Origin of the sequence: Raineyella sp. W15-4 (assembly GCF_033170155.1) — a bacterium.
In the GTDB taxonomy this organism is placed as follows: Bacteria; Actinomycetota; Actinomycetes; order Propionibacteriales; family Propionibacteriaceae; genus Raineyella.
Genome location: NZ_CP137079.1, coordinates 790,543 through 811,082 on the forward strand (window position 1 = coordinate 790,543; position 20,540 = coordinate 811,082).

General features: G+C 64.8%; 11 protein-coding genes. 9 read left to right on the forward strand and 2 right to left on the reverse strand.

What is annotated here, in order from left to right; translation table 11 throughout:
• Nucleotides 1–65: 65 nt before the first annotated feature.
• Complete coding sequence (locus R0145_RS03710; RefSeq protein WP_317839069.1) at nt 66–452, reverse strand: VOC family protein; 387 nt, start codon at nt 450–452, stop codon at nt 66–68.
• Between the two features lie 945 nt (nt 453–1,397).
• Here R0145_RS03710 and R0145_RS03715 point away from each other — a divergent pair.
• From R0145_RS03715 to pglX, 6 genes are all read left to right on the forward strand, one after another.
• Nucleotides 1,398–2,645 (forward strand): hypothetical protein, encoded by a 1,248-nt coding sequence (locus tag R0145_RS03715; protein WP_317839070.1) that lies wholly within the window; start codon nt 1,398–1,400, stop codon nt 2,643–2,645.
• A gap of 266 nt (nt 2,646–2,911) precedes the next feature.
• Nucleotides 2,912–6,676, forward strand: coding sequence for a hydantoinase B/oxoprolinase family protein (locus tag R0145_RS03720; protein WP_317839071.1), 3,765 nt, complete (start codon nt 2,912–2,914; stop codon nt 6,674–6,676).
• Nucleotides 6,677–7,144: 468 nt separating this feature from the next.
• Nucleotides 7,145–7,783: a DUF1819 family protein gene (locus R0145_RS03725; RefSeq protein ID WP_317839072.1), complete on the forward strand. Its 639-nt coding sequence runs from the start codon at nt 7,145–7,147 to the stop codon at nt 7,781–7,783.
• Nucleotides 7,780–8,379: a DUF1788 domain-containing protein gene (locus R0145_RS03730; RefSeq protein ID WP_317839073.1), complete on the forward strand. Its 600-nt coding sequence runs from the start codon at nt 7,780–7,782 to the stop codon at nt 8,377–8,379. The genes R0145_RS03725 and R0145_RS03730 overlap by 4 nt, the downstream gene beginning before the upstream one ends.
• A 5-nt stretch (nt 8,380–8,384) precedes the next feature.
• A complete protein-coding gene (gene brxC, locus R0145_RS03735) occupies nt 8,385–11,870 on the forward strand; it encodes a BREX system P-loop protein BrxC (protein WP_317840138.1) in 3,486 nt (1,161 codons plus the stop codon).
• On the forward strand, nt 11,870–14,440 hold the full coding sequence (gene pglX, locus R0145_RS03740; RefSeq protein WP_317839074.1) for a BREX-1 system adenine-specific DNA-methyltransferase PglX: 2,571 nt from the start codon (nt 11,870–11,872) through the stop codon (nt 14,438–14,440). Before brxC ends, pglX begins: the two co-directional genes overlap by 1 nt.
• A 32-nt stretch (nt 14,441–14,472) precedes the next feature.
• On the opposite strand, the gene R0145_RS03745 is transcribed toward pglX, so the two are convergent.
• On the reverse strand, nt 14,473–15,663 hold the full coding sequence (locus R0145_RS03745; protein ID WP_317839075.1) for an Eco57I restriction-modification methylase domain-containing protein: 1,191 nt from the start codon (nt 15,661–15,663) through the stop codon (nt 14,473–14,475).
• Between the two features lie 75 nt (nt 15,664–15,738).
• Here R0145_RS03745 and R0145_RS03750 point away from each other — a divergent pair, with 75 nt between their 5' ends.
• The 3 genes from R0145_RS03750 (at nt 15,739) to pglZ (ending at nt 20,528) form a co-directional block, all read left to right on the forward strand.
• On the forward strand, nt 15,739–16,953 hold the full coding sequence (locus R0145_RS03750) for a site-specific integrase (protein ID WP_317839076.1): 1,215 nt from the start codon (nt 15,739–15,741) through the stop codon (nt 16,951–16,953).
• 103 nt (nt 16,954–17,056) lie between these two features.
• Nucleotides 17,057–18,040 (forward strand): class I SAM-dependent DNA methyltransferase, encoded by a 984-nt coding sequence (locus tag R0145_RS03755; RefSeq protein WP_317839077.1) that lies wholly within the window; start codon nt 17,057–17,059, stop codon nt 18,038–18,040.
• Entirely contained in the window at nt 18,033–20,528 is a 2,496-nt protein-coding gene (gene pglZ / locus R0145_RS03760) for a BREX-1 system phosphatase PglZ type A (RefSeq protein ID WP_317839078.1), read from the forward strand. The genes R0145_RS03755 and pglZ overlap by 8 nt, the downstream gene beginning before the upstream one ends.
• Nucleotides 20,529–20,540 lie beyond the last annotated feature (12 nt).

A 20,540-nucleotide genomic window follows, 5' to 3' on the forward strand; every position in this document is an offset into this window, starting at 1 on the left:
CGCCCGCCCTCGTCCGGTCGCTGGGCCGGTCGGTCGTCGTGTCGTCGGCGCCTGTCGGGCCGGACTCAGGGTCTGCCGCCGTACGGGACGGTGATGATCTCCAGGTTGTGGCCGTCCGGGTCCTTCCAGTAGAGGCCACGTCCACCGTCGTGGTGGTTGATGGTGCCCTCGGCGTGATGGTACGGATCCGCCCAGAAGGTCAGGCCGCGCACCCTGATGCGGCCCCAGATCGCGTCGAACTCCTCCTCGGAGACGAGGAACGCGTAGTGCTGGCGCTGGAAGCCGCGCGGCGCATGGTCGTCGGCGAAGTCCAACGAGGTGTCCCCGATCTGGACGACGACGAACGGACCGTACGTCACCGGGGGAGCGAGGCCGAGCAACTCGGTCATGAATGTGGCGGAGGCATGCTTGTCGGTTGCGTTGACGATGGTGTGGTTGAGCGTGATGGTCATGCCGATGCTCCTTCCTGCCCTTTCCATGGTGCCTCCTGCCCTCCATGGTGCGCGTCACGCCGTCGTTTGCCCACGCCGGTGCAGGGATGATGGCTGAGAATCCAGAGCTTCAGCGCCTGGGTTAAGCCGTGGGCGGGCGTCACTTGCGCGGTTCGTTCAGAGGCCCGCGGAAGTCAACGGATCTGGCGTACGCCATCCGAGGTGCCCCATGCCGTGTCGGTCGTGAGGGCCGGAATGGCGAGTCGGGTCGCCGTGGCCCGACAGAACCGGTCAGCCAGTGACAGGGGGGAACCTGCCTGCCACAGCTCGGGGCCGGCAACCGCGTCCGCGGCAGTGGCGGTGCCGGTTTCCAGTGCAGCCTCGCCTCGGTTGCCCCGGGCTCGTCCTGAAGGAACGCCAGAGCAGTGCCGACGCGTCCAGCATGGTGGTGATCATGCCGACTCGGCGACGGCTTCGGTCGGCGCTCGGCGATCAGTTCCGCGACCGGGTCTTCGCGGCGAGCTGCTGCTTGATCAGAGTCCAAACCTGAGGCGCGGGAGCAGCAGCATGCCGGTTAGCGATTCGAGCAGGATGAGTGGAGTGTCAGTTTCGAGGCCGGCTGGCAGCACGGATTTCTGCGGGGATCACCAGTCGTCCACGATCTCCCATCACCAGTGCGTGTGTACCACTCGTAGGGGCGGCATACCGTTCGTCGGCATGATCAAGAGAGATCGATGGTGGATGTCGAGGTGGTCGAGTCTGCGAGCTTCGACGCTGGCGTGTCGCCCACGAACTCGGCCGCCCAATTTCTCTGTGGCAGTATCTGCCTACTTGTCTGATGTCGAGAGTGCGTTCGTGGTCCGTCGAGCGATAGAATGCCGCCGTCGGGACAGTGGGAGAACTAGCGCCAAGGGAGCCAGTGCGGTGGAGCCTCGTTCAGCTTTGAGCGACCCTCAATGGGAATCCGTGAACGTTGATGCCGATGCATTGCTGAATGAGGTGATGGGAAGTGTTCGCCGGTGCCAACGCGACCTCTTTCTTATGTGGGTCACGGGGGCTGTGGTGGCGGTGTCTCTGGCATTCACTGTATTGGTTGCTAAAGATCCTCCGAAGACACCTGGCGGGGCTGACCTCCGCTGCCTCTGGTGGACGATCGATCAGTCAGTGGGGGATAAGCGTGAATTCCTCTTGGCAGGAGCAGGGCTGATTATCGCACTGCTCGCCGTCCCTGCTTTGAGCGGGCAAGAGGTGGCTACTGCGAGTTTTGAACGAATGGTTCAGAAGGTTCTTCTGCTGCGGGCGTTGACGGTGGGGGCCTTCGTTCTGTTGGTCGGATCCTGGCTTCTGATGCCGCTTCCTCCGCTAGATGTTTCACGTGGGCTGGGTGTAGTGGTTTGTGGATCAGTCGGGCTGCTGGCGAGCACTTTGCTGATCACATCAACGACGGCGGAGGTCGAACGTCATAAATTTCTTGCCGATGCGAGAAAACGACGGAATAAGATTGAGGGTGAGTTGAATAACCTCAGTCAGAAGGCTGGCGGGGAGATCAGCCGTGCGGGTCAAGTAGAGGCGATCGGGTATACAAGGGGTGGGGGTCTGAGGCTCTCGGTCGCCGTGTCGTGGTTGCTGAAATTTTTCCGCACATGGCGGGCTCGGGGCAAGCAAAGTATTTGCGGGAGAGTCGGGGTCTCGAGTCTAATTCGTTCTACCGGTGCGACGCTGGTTGCTGTCTTCTTTGCCGGGCTGCCATTGGTGGCGATGGTTTTCGTGTTTCATAACAAGTTCAGTGTGATCGCGCTGGTCTTTTTCTCCGCTTTGGCTGGGGTGTACATGCTGTGGACGAGGCGAGCAGTGCTTCGGCTGGTTTGGTTCAAGTCTCTGGGGGTTCGTGCTGCGGGAGCCACGGACGTGATGGTGGGTGTAGGTCTCTTGGTTGCGGTGGTTATGGCGCTCGTCACTTTCATTGTAGAAGGTCTCGTTAATGCGCTCGTGGGGGAAACGGTTGCAGTCATCATTCTTGCCCTATCCGTCATCAGTGTTATTGTTCTGATTCTGGACCCCTTGCTCTATTCTCAATGGGATCGGAGAATTGTTGACCTCAAGCATTTCGATTTTCTTCGACAGCAGAAGAGGGTTGCAGACAGGGAAATTGAGATGCAGAAACGTTACCTGACAAACTCTGGAGTGTTCGTCCGAGAAAGGGGTGACGGGTGATTTGAAGGCACTTGTTGCCGCATTTCGAGCCCGTGTTTTCCATAGATGTGTCATCAGGAACGACCACTACTCATGAGCGGTTCCGTGAGTTTGATCGATACTGATGGCCCGAGAGGCCTAACCTGACCCTCCGTCTGTCACGGTGTCATCATGACCAAGCTCGTCCAGCAGATCGTCCGCGCCGAGATGGGTCCCTATCGCGGGGTGCCGCGGCAGCTCCGGCGTCAGCAGATAACGTACGTATCCTGGCCGGACAGGTGACGAGAGTGAGCTTGACGAAGATCACCGAGGACGGAGGACGCCGGATGACCAGTATCGGGTGGCAGTTCTGGGTCGACCGGGGCGGCACGTTCACCGACATCGTCGCGCGCCGGCCCGACGGGCGGTTGGTAACGCACAAGCTGCTGTCGGAGAACCCGACCAGCTATCGCGACGCCGCGGTCGCCGGGATCCGTATGCTCCTCGCGGCCGCCGATGCGTCCGCGTCGGACGTGCCCGTGTCGGCCACGCCGGACGACGAGGATGTGTCGGGCCGGACGGACTTCCCGGCCGCGCAGATCGAGGCTGTCCGGATGGGCACCACCGTGGCGACCAACGCCCTGCTGGAACGGACCGGGGAACGCACTCTGCTGGTGATCACCCGCGGTTTCGGCGATGCGCTGCGGATCGGCTACCAGAACCGTCCCCGCATCTTCGACCGGCACATCGTGCTGCCGGAGCAGCTCTACGAGCGGGTGATCGAGGTCGACGAACGCGTCACCGCGCAGGGCACCGTGCTGCGAGCCCCCGATCTCGGCCCCCTCGAAGGGCAGCTGCGCCAGGCGTATGCCGACGGGATCCGTACGGTCGCCGTGGTGTGTCTGCACAGTTATCTCCACCCGGCGCACGAACGCCGGATCGGCCGGCTCGCCGAAGAGATCGGCTTCGACCAGGTCTCGCTGTCCTCCGAAGTCAGCCCACTGATGAAGCTGGTCCCGCGCGGCGACACCACCGTGGTCGACGCGTACCTGTCCCCGGTGCTGCGCCGCTACGTTGACCAGGTCGCCGACCAGCTGCGAGGCGTACGGCTGATGTTCATGCAGTCCAACGGCGGGCTGGCCGAGGCGGGGCACTTCCGCGGCAAGGACGCGATCCTGTCCGGTCCGGCCGGCGGCATCGTCGGCATGGTGCGGATGTCGGCCCTAGCCGGCTTCGACCATGTCATCGGCTTCGACATGGGCGGCACCTCGACGGACGTGTCGCACTACGCCGGGACTGGCGGGGCCGGGACGGGCGAGGCAGCTACGGACGGGGTGGGCTCGTACGACCGGGTGTTCACCACCCAGGTCACCGGCGTCAGGTTGCGTGCCCCGATGCTGGACATCCACACAATCGCCGCCGGTGGTGGCTCGGTGCTGCACTTCGACGGCATCCGCTATCGGGTCGGCCCGGAGTCGGCCGGCGCGGATCCCGGCCCGGCCTGCTACCGCAACGGCGGCCCGCTCACCGTGACCGACGCCAACGTGATGCTCGGCCGCATCCAGCCCGCGCACTTCCCGGCCGTGTTCGGTCCCACCGGCGACCAACCGCTGGACGACGAGATCGTCCGGCGCCGGTTCGCTGACCTGGCTGCCGAGATCCGAGAGTCGGCCGACGACGACCGTACGCCCGAGCAGGTCGCCGAGGGATTCCTGCGGATCGCCGTGGCGAACATGGCTAATGCGGTCAAGAAGATCTCGGTGCAGAAGGGCCACGACGTCACCCGCTACGTGCTGACCACGTTCGGCGGCGCCGGCGGGCAGCATGCCTGCGCAGTCGCCGACGCGCTCGGGATCCGGACCGTGCTCGTCCCGCCGATGGCCGGCGTGCTCTCCGCGCTCGGGATCGGCCTGGCCGACACTATGGTGATGCGGGAACAGTCGGTGGAGGTCCGCCTCGATGCCGCCGCGCTGGACACCCTGGCCGCCGTCGCGGACACCCTCGAGCAGGCTGCGCGCGCCGAACTGCTGGCCGAGGGCGTCCCGGCGGAGCGGATCCGGGTCGTCCGCCGGGTCCACGTACGCTACGACGGCACCGACACCCCGATCCCGGTCGACCTCGCGGAGCTGGACGCGATGACCGGGGCGTTCGAGGCCGCGCACCGGGCGACGTACTCCTTCCTGATGGATCGTCCGCTGATCGCCGGGGCCGTCGCGGTGGAGGCGGTCGGGCTGACCGAGCAACCCGACCTGTCGTACGTCGGTGAGCAGGGGGCCGACGCCACCTCACCGGCCACCGCCGGCCCATCCGATGTCGTCCGCGTCCATGCCGGCGGAGAGTGGCGCGACGCCCAGTTGCGGCACCGCGAGCGGATGCGGCCGGGGGAGACGGTGACGGGGCCGGCGATCATCGCCGAGGCGAACGCGACCACCGTCGTCGACGACGGCTGGCGGGCGACGCTCACCGCGTCGGGACACGTGCTCGCCGAACGGGTGGTGGCGCCTGCGCAGCCCGATGCGGGCACCGAGGCCGATCCGGTGTTGCTGGAGATCTTCAACAACCTCTTCATGTCGATCGCCGAGCAGATGGGCTTCCGGCTGGAATCGACCGCGCAGTCGGTGAACATCCGGGAGCGGCTGGACTTCTCCTGCGCGCTGTTCGACCCGTACGGCGGCCTGGTCGCGAACGCCCCGCACATCCCCGTCCACCTCGGCTCGATGGGCAGCACGGTCAAGGAAGTCATCCGCCGCCGGGGCGCGGCGATGCGGCCCGGCGACGTGTACGCGGTCAACGACCCCTATCACGGCGGCACCCATCTCCCGGATGTCACCGTGGTGACCCCGGTGTTCGACGAGGCCGGCGAGCAGATCCTGTTCTTCGTCGCCTCGCGCGGCCACCACGCCGAGATCGGCGGCGTCACCCCCGGGTCCATGCCGGCGCACAGCCACACCATCGACGAGGAAGGCGTGCTGTTGTTCGACAACTGGCTGCTGGTGGACGGCGGACAGGGCGGGCACTTCCGTGAGACGGCGACCCGGCGACTGCTGGTCGAGGCACCGTTCCCGTCCCGGGATCCGGAGGCCAACCTCGCGGATCTGCGCGCCCAGATCGCGGCCAACCAGAAGGGCGTCGACGAGGTGGGGAGGATGATCGACCACTTCGGCCTCGACGTCGTCCAGGCGTACATGCGGCATGTCCAGGACAATGCCGAGGAGGCGGTGCGCCGCGTCATCGATGAGCTCGGCGACGGGGAGTATCGCTACACGATGGACTCCGGGGCGACGATCGCCGTACGGGTCAGCGTCGACCGTACGGCCCGCAGCGCGACCATCGACTTCACCGGCACCTCGCCCCAGCTGGACACGAACTTCAACGCGCCGTCGTCAGTGGCGACCGCCGCGGTGCTCTACGTCTTCCGGACCCTGGTCGCCGACGAGATCCCGCTCAACGACGGCTGCCTGCGCCCGCTGCACCTCGTCATCCCGGCAGGGTCGATGCTCGCCCCGACGTACCCGGCCGCGGTCGTCGCCGGCAACGTCGAGACCTCCCAGGCGATCACCGGTGCGCTGTTCGGCGCACTGCGGGTGCAGGCCGAAGGGTCCGGGACGATGAACAACGTCACCTTCGGCAACGACCGGCACCAGTACTACGAAACCCTCGGCTCCGGGTCGGGGGCGGGTGACGGCTTCGACGGGGCGTCGGTGGTGCAGACGCACATGACGAACTCACGGCTCACCGATTCCGAAGTGCTCGAATGGCGCTTCCCCGTGCTGCTGCGGGAGTACGCGATCCGGCGGGGGAGCGGCGGCGCGGGACGATGGCGCGGCGGTGACGGCGGCGTACGGCGGATCCAGTTCACCGAGGCCATGACGGTGAGCACCTTGTCGGGGCACCGTCGGGTGGCGCCGTACGGCATGGCGGGTGGCTCGCCGGGGGCGCTGGGACGGAACTATGTGAAGCGGGCCGACGGGAGCGTCGTCGAGCTGGCGGGGTGCGACTCCGTCGAGGTGGGGCCGGGGGACACGCTGGTGATCGAGACGCCGGGCGGCGGTGGGTACGGGGCAACTGTCTAGATCGGCCGGCCTGGACTTGGTCATCGAGAATTCGACCATAGGTTTGCCCTATGAGGCGCTGGGATTGACCCTGCTGCGTCGGTGCTGATGAACCGGGGCCGGGTGTGAGTTGGACCAGGTGCGGTCAAGCCCGGTCAATCCGAGTCTCAGTCGGTAAAGTGCTCAACGCATTGCGCGTGACCACGTCCCGGCTGGAGGTCCTCCCCGTGTCTGAGACCTGGCTCTCTGCGGATGACAGGCCGGCCACCTGGGTGTCATCAAGGGCACGGTCTACGCCTGGATCGGGAGAAGGGGTTGCACGCGCACCAGATGGGACGCCTCGAGAATTACCAAGCGCGCGAGGGGTCGACTGGGTACGAAGCGGCAGACCGGCCTCTGCGGGCGAGGGTGAGGCCTAAGCGACGTATGAAGAGACGTGTGAAGGTGACGCGCTGGCCGCAGCGACAGCCTGCAGCGGAGGGAGGGAAGATGGAGGACGAAGTGGCGACAGCGCCGGTACCGCGGCGCTATGCCTTGTCGTTCACCGCGGGCACCCTCTTGACGCGCGAAGCGGCGCAGTTTGCGCCTGTCTATCTCGAGGCCCGGGACTGGAAGCGGGTCCGCGACCAAGCGGTCCAGGAGAACCTTCTGCAGGCGCGCACGTACCGGACAAGCGTCCGGCTGGTCCGCGAGATGGTCAAGCGGCTGTCGACCCTGACCGATGACGAAGTCGGGCTGCTGGTCGAGGCCACCGCCTCGGAGCGGGCGCACCTCATGTGGGTGGCAGCCTGTCGGCGCTACGCGCTCATCGGGGAATTCGCTGAGGAGGTGCTGCGTGAGCGGTACCTGACCTTGGCCTCCACGCTGGACTACGAGGACTTCGACAGCTTCGTCCGGACCAAGGCGCTCTGGCATGAAGAGCTGGCCGCGATCAAGGAATCGACGCTGCAGAAGCTGAGGTCGAACGTGTTCAAGATGCTGCAGGAGGCCGGGCTCCTGTCAGAAGCGGGATATATCGTTCCGGCTGTGCTGTCCGAGCGAGTGGCGGCGAGGCTGAGCGCCCGCGCGCCGAGTGAGTTGCGTTTCTTTCCTACCCAGACCGCTGCCGAGCAGGGGGCTACCTCGTGATCCCGAAGACCCTGCCCGAGCAGGAGGAGCACTTGTTCGCGGTGCTCAGTAGCCGGCGCTTTCTGCAGATGGAGGGACTCAGCAACGAGGTCCCGTTCTTCATCTATCCATACCCGCCGGAAGATGCGCTCGCCGTCGCCGCGGCCAAGAAGCGGGTCAAGAACCGCCTGGCTGGCGCTGGGGTGTCGGTCTTCGAGATCAACCTGTACGACCTTTCGGTCGAGCTGCTTAAGGAGCGAGGTGTTTGGGACCGGGTGCTGGCGATCGAGCCAGACCTCGACAAGGACGACTTCCGCGAGATGCTCCAGGGGATGCTCGATCCGCAGTTGCACATCGCTCCGGCAATCCGTGACCGGCTGGCGGGCGAGTCCTTCGACATCTTCCTTCTCACCGGCATCGGTGAGGTCTTTCCGTACATCCGCTCGCACAACGTGCTGAACAACCTGCAGTCGGTGGTCACCGGCAAGCCGATGCTCATGTTCTTCCCTGGCCGCTACGAGCAGTCCGACACGTTGGGCTCGTCGCTCGTGCTGTTCGGTCGGCTCAAGGACGACCAGTACTACCGGGCCAAGAACATCCTGGAACAGGAGGCGTGAGCTCCATGCAGCTCGACCAGATCTTCGCCAAGGACATCCAGCGTCCGATCGAGGGCGTCATCAAGGCCGATGACGCCGCACACCTGGGCACAGAGGTCGACGAGTACGTCCTGACCAACGAGGCCGCCAAGGGGCTGGAGATCCTGCTGGAGGAATACACCTCCTACACCAACGCCAACGGCGTGTGGATCTCCGGCTTCTTCGGCTCCGGTAAGTCGCACATGCTCAAGATGCTCGCCCACCTGCTGGGCGATGTCGAAGGCCAGGACTACCCGCGCCAGGCCGTCTCGGACAGCTTCCGCGCCAAGACTCCCGACGCCTTCCTGCCCGGACTGCTCAACAAGGCCGACCGCATCCCGGCGAAGAGCCTGCTGTTTAACATCGACCAGAAGGCGACCCTGATCTCCAAGGATCAGACCGACGCGCTGCTCAGGGTGTTCGTCAAGGTCTTCGACGAGTCGCGGGGCTACTACGGCAACCAGGGCCACGTTGCCCGCTTCGAGCGCGACCTGGACAGCCGCGGACAGTACGAGCAGTTCAAGGCGGCGTTCGGGCGGATCGCGGGCATCCCGTGGACGCAGGGGCGCGAGCAGAGCGCGCTGGAGGGGCCGAGCATCGACCGGGCGTTCGCCGAGGTCAACGGCGGGACGGCCGACGGCATCATCCGGCAGTACAGCGCCTCGTACGCGGTCTCGATCGAGGACTTCGCCGACGAAGTCAAGGCTTGGCTGGACCAGCAGGGCGACCCGACCTTCCGGCTCAACTTCTTCGTCGACGAGGTCGGCCAGTTCATCGGCTCAGACACCAAGCTGATGCTCAATCTTCAGACCATCGCCGAGTCGCTCAACACCAAGTGCTTGGGCCGGGCGTGGGTGTTCGTCACCAGCCAGGAGGACATGGAGAAGGTCATTGGTGACCGGACCCGTCAGCAGGGCAACGATTTCTCCAAGATCCAGGCCCGGTTCACCACCCGCCTCAAGCTGACCAGCGCCGACGTCGAGGAGGTCATCCGCAAGCGTCTGCTGGAGAAGAACGATGGCGGGGTCGGTGCCCTGTCGGTGATCTACGCCGAGCAGCACGCCAACTTCAAGACGTTGTTCGACTTCGTCGATGGCGCCAAGACCTACCGCAACTACACCGATGAGGCCCACTTCGTCGGGACCTACCCGTTCGTGAGCTACCAGTTCCCGCTGTTCCAGGCCGCTATCGAGGGCATCTCCGACCACAACGTTTTCGAGGGACGCAATAGCTCGATTGGTGAGCGCTCGATGCTCGGTGTGGTCCAGCAGGTCGCCAAGGACATCGGCGACGTCGAGGTCGGCCACCTGGCGACGTTCGACAGCATGTTCGCCGGCATCCGCGCGTCGCTGAAGTCGGCCGCCCAGCGCTCGATCGACGTTGCCGAGCGCAACCTCGACAACGACCTGGCGATCCGCCTACTCAAGGCACTGTTCCTGGTCAAGTACGTCGAGAGCTTCCAGGCCACCCCGCGCAACTTGACCGTGCTGGTCTACGACCGCTTCGGCCTCGACCTCCCGGAATTGTCGGAGCAGGTCAAGGAAGCCTTGACACTGCTGGAGACCCAGACCTACATCCAGCGCAACGGCAACGTTTACGAGTACCTGACAAACGAAGAGCAGGTCATCGAGGAGGAGATCAAGAACGTCGACATCGACACCTCCGAGGTCAGCGGTCGGTTGTCCAAGATCCTGTCCGGCGACGTGATCAAGGCCAGCAAGATCCGCTATGCCAAGAACGGGCAGGACTTCCCGTTCGGCTTCAAGCTCGATGACCAGGCCCACGGCTCCCAAAAGGAGCTGGCGGTCCACTTCATCTCCCCGGAGTACCCGTACTCGCCCGAGGAGATCCGCATGCACAGCGCAGGTAAGGACGAGCTGCGGGTCATCCTTGAGCCGGATGCCCGGGTGCTGTCAGACCTGCGGCTGCTGATCAAGACGGAGAAGTACATCAAGCGCAAGCAGGGCACCTCGATCTCGGCCATCGAGGGTCAGATCCTGCAGACCAAGGGTGCGCAGAACGTCGACCGGGAGAAGGAGTTGATCGAGCGGGTCAAGGCCTCGGTGGGCAAGTCGACCCTGGTCATCAACGCCGCCGATATCACCTCCAGCTCGCAGGACGCGTTGGTTCGTGTGACCGATGGCTTCCAGGATCTGATCAGTCGCACCTATACCCAGCTCAAACTGCTCGACGGCCGCACCTACAGCGAGCAACAGGTCGCCGGGGCAGCCAACCCGGACGGCGGGCTGTTCGACGCCGCTGACGCCACCAAGCTCTTCGCGCCGTCCGAGGAGGTGCTGTCGTTCGTCCTGCGCAAGGAGGCCCTCGGTGAGCAGGTCACGGTCAAGACCATTGTCGACAGTTTCACGGCCAAGCCGTATGGCTGGGATCTGGCCTCGATCGAAGTCCTGATCGCCTACCTGATCGGTACTTCCAAGGTCACCCTGACTGTCGATGGCAACGTCCTCAAGCGGTCCGAGGTCGCCACAGCGCTACGCAACACCCAGAAGCACGCCCACGCCGTGGTCTCGCCGCAGAAGACTTTCGACGAGCGCAAGGTCGCTGCCTTCCGAAAGTTCTGCACCGACTTCTTTGACCAGGGCAACACGCCCAAGGATCCGCTGGAGCTGGCCTGCTACGGCGCCGACAAGCTGAAGGCCAAGCGCGACGAGCTTAAGGCCACCGTCACTGGCTCCAAGTACCCGTTCGCCAGCCAGCTCTCTGGCCCGATCGACCTGCTCGACCAGGTGGTCGGCAAGCCCGACGACTGGTACCTGACCGACTTCAACCTTGGCGACGATCTGCTCGACGCCAAGGAGTCCACAATCGACCCGATCTGGGCTTTCCTCAGTGGTGGTCAGAAGGTCATCTACGACGACGCCGTCGCTCTGCTGACCACCCATAGCAGCAATCTCGGATACCTGCCGTCTGGCAGCGACGCCACGGTACGCACCGCCCTGGACGACCCGAACGCGTTCCGCGGCAACAAGATGGCCCAGCTCAAGCACGCCACCGACCAGCTGCGTGCCCAGATTGATCAGGTCGTCGATACCAACCGCACCGACATCGTCGCGGCAATCGAGGGTCGCAAGGTCGAGATCGAGCAGAGTGCTTTCTGTGCTAAGGCAACTCCCGACGCCCAGGAGAGAGTGCTGCGCCGGGTCGACCAGACGATCTCCCGTGTCCGCACCCAGAACCAGATTGCCCTCATTCGGCAGACCGGGTCGAGCTTTGAGGAGACCGTCTACCCGAGCCTGCTCGACCAGCTTGCCGCCTCCCAGCAGGGCGCCGGAGATCGCGATGCAGACGGTGGTACACCGCCACGGCCGAAACAGACTGTGTCGGTCAAGACAATCCCCGCCGCCGGCGTCTCTGGAGTACTGGAGACCGAGGCGGACGTCGACCGCTACCTCGACGCCCTGCGCTCAGCGCTCGTGAAGACCCTGAACGACGGAAAGCGAATCTCGCTCTGATGGAAACCGCACCGCTGAAATCGTTCGCCACCTGGGCACGCACCTCCCTCATCCGCGAGGTGACCGCCCGGATCGCCGTTGTGCTGGCTCCAGCCTCGCCCGAGCGGGTGGAGCTGCCCAACGCCGTGGAAGCCCTGGAGAAGGCCGTCACGGTGGCCGGTGGGGGCGAGAAGGGCAAGGTTGCGGTCGCCGACAAGGTTGCCTACACCTGGTTCAACCGGATCATTGCTCTGCGCTTCATGGACGCCAACGGCTACACCGGTGTTGGTGTCGTCTCCCCGCAGGCCGGTGTTGAGGCAGGTCAGCCCGAGCTCCTGGCCGAGGCGAAGCGCGGCAACTTCGAGACAGAGGTGGTCGGGGGTAAGACCCGCGAGACTGTGACAGCGCTGCTGAACGGCACCCGCCGTAGCGACGACGCCCAGGGCGAGGCCTACGCCCTCCTGCTGGCGGACTACTGCCGCTACTGGAACTGGGCCATGCCGTTCATGTTCGAGCGCGAGGGCGACTTCACGGAGCTGCTCATCCCAGCCAACCTGCTGGCCGACGACTCCGTCCCGAGCCGGACAGTCAACGTGCTGACCAAGGACGTCTGCCAGGACGTCGAGGTGATCGGTTGGCTGTACCAGTTCTACATCTCGGAGCGGAAGGACGAGGTCTTCGCCGGGTTCAAGAAGAACAAGAAGGCCGGCGCCGACGAGATCCCCGCAGCAACCCAGCTCTTCACGCCGCACTGGATCGTCCGCTACCTCGTCGAGAACTCGCTGGGTCGACTGTGGGTGCTCAACCACCCCGAGTCCCGTCTCGTCGACCAGATGGATTACTACCTCGCCCCGGTCGACGAGGAGACCGACTTCCTCAAGATCGCCCGGCCGGAGGAGTTGAAGGTCGTCGACCCGGCCTGTGGCTCGGGGCACATGCTGACCTACGCCTTCGACTTGTTGTACGCGATCTACGAGGAGGAGGGCTACGCCCCGGCCGAGATCCCCAGTCTGATCCTGACCAACAACCTCCACGGCATCGAGATCGACCCCCGCGCTGGGTCGCTGGCGGCCTTCGCTCTGACTATGAAGGCTCGCGCCAAACAGCGCACGTTCTTCAACAAGCAGATCGAGCCCAACGTCTGCGTCCTCGACCCGATCCGCTTCACGCCCGACGAGCTGGAATACCTCGTCACCAAGGACGGCGACCGGCACGCGGAGGAGGCGTTCTGGAACCAGTTCGCCGAGGCCGACACTTTCGGCTCGCTCATCCACCCCGATCCCGACCTGACCGTCCGACTCGGGCGTCACCTCGCCACGCTCGACGACGAGGGCGACATGCTCCGCGCCGACGCGCTCGACTGGGCCCAACGCGTCATCGACCAAGCCGTATACCTCACGCGTGGATATACGGTTGTAGTCGCGAACCCACCGTATATGGGTAGCAAGCAGATGAATGCCCTCCTTTCACAGTTCATGAAGGACGCGTACCCGGACGCGAAGTCCGATCTGTTCGCCGGGTTCATCGAGCGCTGCACCAACCTCGCGGGGCCGCGAGGAGCAGTGGCGATGATCACGATGCAGTCGTGGATGTTCCTCAGCTCGTACGAGAAGCTCCGAGCCTCACTCCTCACGAAGCAGCGGATCACTTCGATGCTGCACCTCGGCGCTCGTGCCTTCGACTCGATTGGGGGCGAGGTCGTCTCCTCAACTGCGTTCGTTCTGGCGAACGTGCTGCCGGAGAGAAGAGGGTCTGCCCGGAAGCGCGCTGGCACCTTCATCCGTCTCGTGGATGGCACGTCCGAAGCGGAGAAGGTCGCCGCGCTGAGCAAGGCTCTTGAGGACCGGGCCAGGGAGGCGGGCTTCCACCTGGCGTCGGACGCGGACTTCAGTGCCATCCCCGGCGCCCCGATCGTTTACTGGCTCAGTGAAAAGATGCGCGGGTCCTTCACGGCTGGGAAGCCGCTAGGCGAAGTCGCGAATCTCCGGCAAGGGCTAGCGACGGCTGATAACAACCGCTTCCTGCGACAGTGGTGGGAGGTCTCGGGTAGTCGGACCGCATTCGCTTCCACGTCGCGTGAAGAGGCCGCGGCCAGCGGTGCACGTTGGTTCCCGTACAACAAGGGCGGCGAGTTCCGGAAGTGGTACGGGAACCAGGAACACGTCGTCAACTGGGAGAACGACGGCGCAGAGATCGTCGACTTCAAGCCGCGTTCGGTCATTCGTAACCCCGGAACCTACTTTTCACCGTCAGTGTCATGGTCCGACATCTCCTCGGGAGAAGCCGCGTTCCGACGCTACCCGCAGGGGTTCATCCACGACTCGACGGGGCACTCGGGTTTCGGAGATGAAACGTTGCTTGACCAGATCGCGCTGCTGCTGAATTCGCGGTATGTCATGGAGGTTATGCAGGTCCTTGCTCCGACCATGCATTTCCACATCGGGTACGTCGGCCTGGTCCCGGTAGCTTCTGGCGTCACGGATCTTCCGGACAGCACCATCGACAACCTGGTTGAGACGTCCCGGGCCGACTGGGACCTTTCGGAAACGTCATGGAACTTCGAACGCAACCCGTTGGTCGAGCTTGTTTGAGGGCTCGGCCCCCGGGGGAAGTCTTCGTAGCGCTATCCGCGTTCCGCGAGTTCGACGAGAGGGTTCCGGACGAACCCCCAAGATGTCTCGAAGCTGTCCCAGTCCGACCTAGCCACGTCGATTGCCTCTGCGGCAAGGGATACGCCGTCCTCCGCGGATGCGTCTGCCACGGGGAGGCCAGCGACCTGCCCCACCTCGTAGTTGAGCGTTGGGGCGATCGCGGCGAGCTGCTCGAATGCCACCTGGGAGTTCGTGAAGGAGAGCAACCCAGCCCGTTCTTGGCTTGTCGTGACGAAGATCGACGTACCTGCAACGTCGTAGATAAACCCGGAAGGATAGGCGCGGAACGCCGGTGCGCCGCTGCTGACCTTGGACCATGACACTGACGGTGAAAAGTACGTATCTGTGTTCTGGGCACGCGACCGCGGGCGACCACCATCCTCTGTCCCGAATGTCCGGATCTCTGCGCCGTCGTTCTCCCAGTTGACGACGTGTTCCTGGTTCCCGTACCACTTCCGGAACTCGCCGCCCTTGTTGTACGGGAACCAACGTGCACCGCTGGCCGCGGCCTCTTCACGCGACGTGGAAGCGAATGCGGTCCGACTACCCGAGACCTCCCACCACTGTCGCAGGAAGCGGTTGTTATCAGCCGTCGCTAGCCCTTGCCGGAGATTCGCGACTTCGCCTAGCGGCTTCCCAGCCGTGAAGGACCCGCGCATCTTTTCACTGAGCCAGTAAACGATCGGGGCGCCGGGGATCGCCGCGAAGTCAACCTGCGACACCTCGTATCGGTTGTACGTGCTGTCACGGAACAGCGCCTCGATCGCGGCCACGGACCTAACATCGACGTGCTGCTCGAAGAGCCGCCGGTAGACCCCCCGGGCCGTCCTAGGCCGCGCGTTGTCGACCACGAACGCGACGGTGCCGAAGTCCGACCCGAAGATCCCTCGTCCCAGGTGGACCATCGACACGATCCGCTGGTCCTGGAGCAGGTCGTGCCGGAGGTCTTCGAACGACTTTAGCGACATCCACGACGGGAGGTTGATCATCGCCCAGACGCCGCGTGGTGCCGACAACAGCTGAGCCCGGACCATGAACGCCGTCATGAGATCGGACTTGCCGGTCGGGTACTCGTCCTTCATGAACTGTGTTGCGGTCGACAGTCTTCTCGGCTCGTTGGAGGCGTCCTCGGCTCGCGCATCAGCCTCAACATCGTGTGGCACCGCGGAATCAGATGGCTACCCTGTTGGCTACCCACCTTCCCTGTTGCGGCTGTCGGCGGCGGTGACCATGGGGAGATGCAAAGGCCGAAGCAGCGCAGCAAAGGAACGGGCTCCATCTACCAGAACTCCCGAGGGCAATGGGTCGCTGCCATCGAGGCCGGGTGGACGGCGCGCGGGACCCGACGTCGACTCACGCTCAAGGCGCGAACCGAAGCCGAGGTGCGCGCCAGGCTTGCGGAGGCGCAGCGGCGAATCGCGGCGGAGGGCCCGGCCACGTCATTCTCTAGCGTCACGGTCAAGCGGTGGGCCGATCAGTGGCTTCCGCAGCGGCAACACATCGTGCGGCCCGGCACGTTCGTCTCTGACCGCTCAGCGGTCCGCCGGTGGATCGTCCCGGCCATCGGCCACCTGAGGCTCGACTCCCTGACGCCAGCTGACATACGCAAGGTCGCCGCGTTCCAAGAAGACGCAGGACTGGCGCTCGCCACGATGCAGCGCACGCATGCCGTATTAAGCAAGATCCTCGCGGACGCGGTCGCAGAGGGGTACCAGGTATCTCAACGCACCCGGGAGACGAGCAGCCCGGGTGCCGGACGCTCGCCGAGGCAGGCGCTGAGTCTCGACGAGGCGATGAAGATCCTCGCCGTAGCCACCGCCCGGCCCGACGCGTCGCGCTGGGTGGCGGCGCTCGTAGAAGGCCTGCGTCCGGCCGAGGCACTCGGACTGACCTGGGACATGATCGACCTTGACGCCGGCACGATGACGCTCGCCTGGCAGCTCAAGGCACTCCCTTACGTCGAGTTCCGGAATCCCGACAGCGGGTTCCGCGTCCCCCGTGGGTTCGAGTCCCGCCACCTTGAGGGTGCCTACCATCTTGTGCGCCCGAAGACCCGCGCCGGGAGCCGCGTCATCCCCCTCGTCCCCTGGCTCGTCGACGAGCTCAGGTCCTGGGCGGGGCGAGCGCCGTCGTCGTCCTCCGGGCTGGTCTGGCCACGAGACGACGGCACCCCGCGGTCGGCGGAGTTCGACCGCCGGGAGTGGTACGAGATCGCAGAGCAGGCGAAGGTCACCGTGACGCTCCCCGACGGTCGGACTCGGCGCCCGTTGCTGTACGAGGCCCGCCACACCGCAGCCACCCTGCTGCTCGCTAACGGGATCGACGAGACTACGATCAAGGCCGTGCTCGGGCACTCCTCTGTGCTGAGCACGCAGTCCTACCTACACGCTGATAGGACGAGGACCCGAGCGGCACTCGCGGCGTCGGCGGAAATAGTCGGACTCGGCGGGTAGCCTAAACAAACGCACGTCGGCTACCCCCATGGCTACCCTCCCGTGCCCGAACGGCGGCCGACGGTGGAAATCGAAATCCCGGCGAACTCTCGTGAGGACCCCGTTGAAGACGCTTGAACAGACCGTTGCGCAGCATCGAGCAGAGTGGGCGACTCGTTCGCTCGCTCAGCAACAGCTGGAGATCGAGAACAATGAGGCCGTCGCGAAGCTGTACGGGCTTGAGGATGAGGTTCCGTCGCACGTACCGCTTGAGCGCGTATCGCTGACGAACAACTCCGCGTTCCGGTGGCCGAACAAGACGCCCGAGGAGCGCGACGCCCTGTTCACCCAGTCCGCCATCGCCGACCTCATCTCCTATGCGGTCGGCTGCATGTTCGGTCGCTACAGCTTGGACGAGCCGGGGCTCATCCTCGCTGACCAGGGTTCTACCTTTGAGGATTACCTGGCCAAGGTGCCGAACCCGACGTTCACCCCGGACAAGGACAACGTCGTCCCGATCGTGGATGGCGACTGGTTCGAAGACGACATCGTCGCTCGCTTCCGCACGTTCCTCCGAGTGTCCTTCGGGGAGCAGCACTTCGAGGAGAACCTGCGCTTCGTCGCTGAGTCCCTCGGCATGAAGGGCATCCGCGAGTACTTCATCAAGACTGGCACTCGGGCAGCGTCGTCGAAGTTCTACGACGATCACGTCCAGCGCTACAAGAAGCGCCCGATCTACTGGCTGTTCTCCAGCCCCAAGGGCTCGTTCAACGCCCTCATCTACATGCATCGCTACACGCCGTCCACGGTCTCGACGGTGCTCAACGAGTACCTGCGGGAGTTCACGGCCAAACTCTCGTCCAGTCTTCAGCAGCGGGAGCGCCTGGCGGCCGGTGGCGGGACGCCGCGGCAGCAGGCGGCCGCGCAGAAGGAGGCTGACCGGCTTCGAAAGGTGCTGTTGGAACTGGAGGAGTACGAGCATGACGTGCTGTACCCATTGGCATCCCGGCAGCTCGCGATCGACCTGGACGACGGCGTGAAGGCCAACTACCCGAAGTTCGGCGCCGCCCTGAAGAAGATCCCCGGGCTTGAGGCCAGCGATGAGTGACGCTGCCACAGTCCGCCCGCACCTGCTGCGCTGGTTCGACAGCCGCCGGGTGGTCATCTGGCACGACCCGGAGGGCCAGCACGCCGCCGATCTCGACAGCCTAGACCTGCCGGGGATCCAAACGATCCGGGTCGCGAACGACGAGTTCGCCGTCAAGAACCGGCTGTTGCACGACGAGCCGGATGGCAAGTTCCTCGTCTATCGCTCGGGGCAGGTGCCGAGTGGCATCGGAGACTGGCTGCTCGATCTGGAGCTGGCCTATGGTGTCTTCACGGCCGACCGCACCGCACTCGTCGCCCAGGATCTCGGGCTGGTGGGCAAGGGCATTGACGAGATCGTCCAGGCACACGAGAAGTTCTTCAAGGCCACCAAGCGCGTCCAGAGCCTCAAGGCACTGCTCAACCCCGAGGACGACGCCGCCCGACTACGGGCCAAGATCAGCGCCGTCGTGCTCGGCCAGCGCGAGCACAGCTTGCTGGAGATCACGCGCACCCTCCTGATCGAGAACTCCAGGGGAGCTCACGCCAAGTACGACGCCCTGGCCGACTACGGGCTCGACGAGTTCTACTGGCGGGGCGTGGCCCGCATCTACGGCTACGAGTCGGTCACGCCGAGCATCGACGACCTCGTGCTGTGGATCTTCCAGCGGGCCATCGACGGCTTCAAGTCGGACCGCCCGGGTGGGCTGCAGAACATCCAGCTCGACTTTGCCAGCCTGCGCAACGACCGGCGCAGCCAGGAGGCCATGGCCGCCCTCGCCAAGCGGGCGGCCAGCGACCTCGACTACAGGTCGACGATCGAGGATGCCAGCTTCCGCGACCTGGTCGGTGTCGACCTGTTTGAGGAGACCGACCAGAAGATCATCAGCGACCTGGCTCGAGCGGTGGCGGAGCAGGTCGTCACCCCGCGCGAGGTCGCCGAGGTCGTCCGGGCACGGCAGAGCAGCGTCTGGATCGACGACTACCGGCGGCTCTACACGGCTGTGGCCAGCGCGTCGGAGCTTCTGGGCGAACTGGCGTCGCTGAACCTGACCATGCAGTCCTTCGACGATGGGCTGGAACGGTACCGGCGCGAGTGGTTCCGCATCGACCAGCTATACCGGCAGTTTGTCTTCGCGTACCGGACCCACGAGGGGCCCAACCCACTCGGCCCTGTGTGCGAGCAGGTCGAGAAGCGCTATACCAACAAGTTCGTCTACGCGCTGGGCAATGCCTGGCAGCAGCAGGTCGACCAGATCGAGAAGTGGCGCTCGGCGGCGCTGTCTTCTCAGACCGCGTTCTACTCGCGCTACGTCGAGCCGCTGATGCGTGACGGTGACAAGAAGGCCGTGGTGATCATCTCGGACGCCATGCGCTACGAGGTGGCCGACGAGCTCGGCTCGCTCATTCGGCAGGAGGACCGCTTCGACGCCAACCTGGAGGCCGTGCTCGGGGTGCTTCCGAGCTACACCCAGCTCGGCATGGCGGCGCTGCTGCCGCACTCGACGCTCAACCACTCGGCAGATGCCAAGACGGTGCTGGCCGACGACGAGCCGACCAACAGCACCGCCTTCCGCGGCAGGATACTGGAGATGGTCGGTGGATCGGCGATCCAAGCCGAAGACTTCAAGGCCCTGAGCGCCGACGAGCGACGCGAGCTGTACAAGGGCAACCGGGTCCTGTACGTCTACCACAACCGGATCGACGCCACAGGGGACAAGCCTGGCACCGAACGCCAGGTCTTCGAGGCCGTAGAAGACTCGCTGCGCGACATCGTCGATCTGGTGAAGAAGCTGGCCAACGCCAACGCCACCAACATCTTCATCACCGCCGACCACGGCTTCCTGTTCCAGGACGAGGCACTGGCTGACCAGTTCTTTTTGTCGACCAAGCCGCAGGGCGACGACCTCAAGTACGTCAACAAGCGCTTCGTGCTCGGCACAGGCCTCAAGGCTGATCCGGCCTTCGCCACCTTCGAGGCCCTCCAGCTCGGGTTGAAGAGCGAGCTGGAGGTCCAGATACCCAAGTCGATCCACCGGCTGCGGCTGGCTGGCAGCGGCTCGCGCTTCGTCCATGGGGGGGCGACCCTGCAGGAGATCGTTGTGCCCGTGCTGGCGGTCAACAAGAAGCGCAAGAGCGACACCCGGCTGGTCAACGTCGAGGTCTGGCCCGAGTCGGACAAGATCACGACCGGCCAGGTCGTCGTCCGCATGTTCCAGACCGAGCCGGTCAGCGACAAAGTCCAGCCTCGCACACTGCGCGCCGGTCTCTACGTCGGCGAGACCCTGCTGTCCAACCTCGTCGACCTCATCTTCGACCAGCCCTCGACCGACAAGCGCGACCGCTACCAGAGCGCCCGGATGCTGCTCAGCCGGGAGTCGAGCGACTACAACAACCGGACGGTGGAGTTCCGGCTGGAGGAGCGCATCCCCAACACCAACCAGTGGCGGGTCTTCGCCAAGACGGTCTACACGCTGAAGCGTTCGTTCACATCGGACTTCGACTTCTAGAGGGAAGGGAGC

Excerpts from the sequence above, each read along its gene's own strand:
- R0145_RS03710 (WP_317839069.1), bottom strand. The coding sequence starts at position 452 with ATGACCATCACGCTCAACCACACCATCGTCAACGCAACCGACAAGCAT.
- R0145_RS03725 (WP_317839072.1), top strand. The coding sequence starts at position 7,145 with ATGGAGGACGAAGTGGCGACAGCGCCGGTACCGCGGCGCTATGCCTTG.
- brxC (WP_317840138.1), top strand. The coding sequence starts at position 8,385 with ATGCAGCTCGACCAGATCTTCGCCAAGGACATCCAGCGTCCGATCGAG.
- pglZ (WP_317839078.1), top strand. The coding sequence starts at position 18,033 with ATGAGTGACGCTGCCACAGTCCGCCCGCACCTGCTGCGCTGGTTCGAC.
- R0145_RS03750 (WP_317839076.1), top strand. The coding sequence starts at position 15,739 with ATGCAAAGGCCGAAGCAGCGCAGCAAAGGAACGGGCTCCATCTACCAG.
- pglX (WP_317839074.1), top strand. The coding sequence starts at position 11,870 with ATGGAAACCGCACCGCTGAAATCGTTCGCCACCTGGGCACGCACCTCC.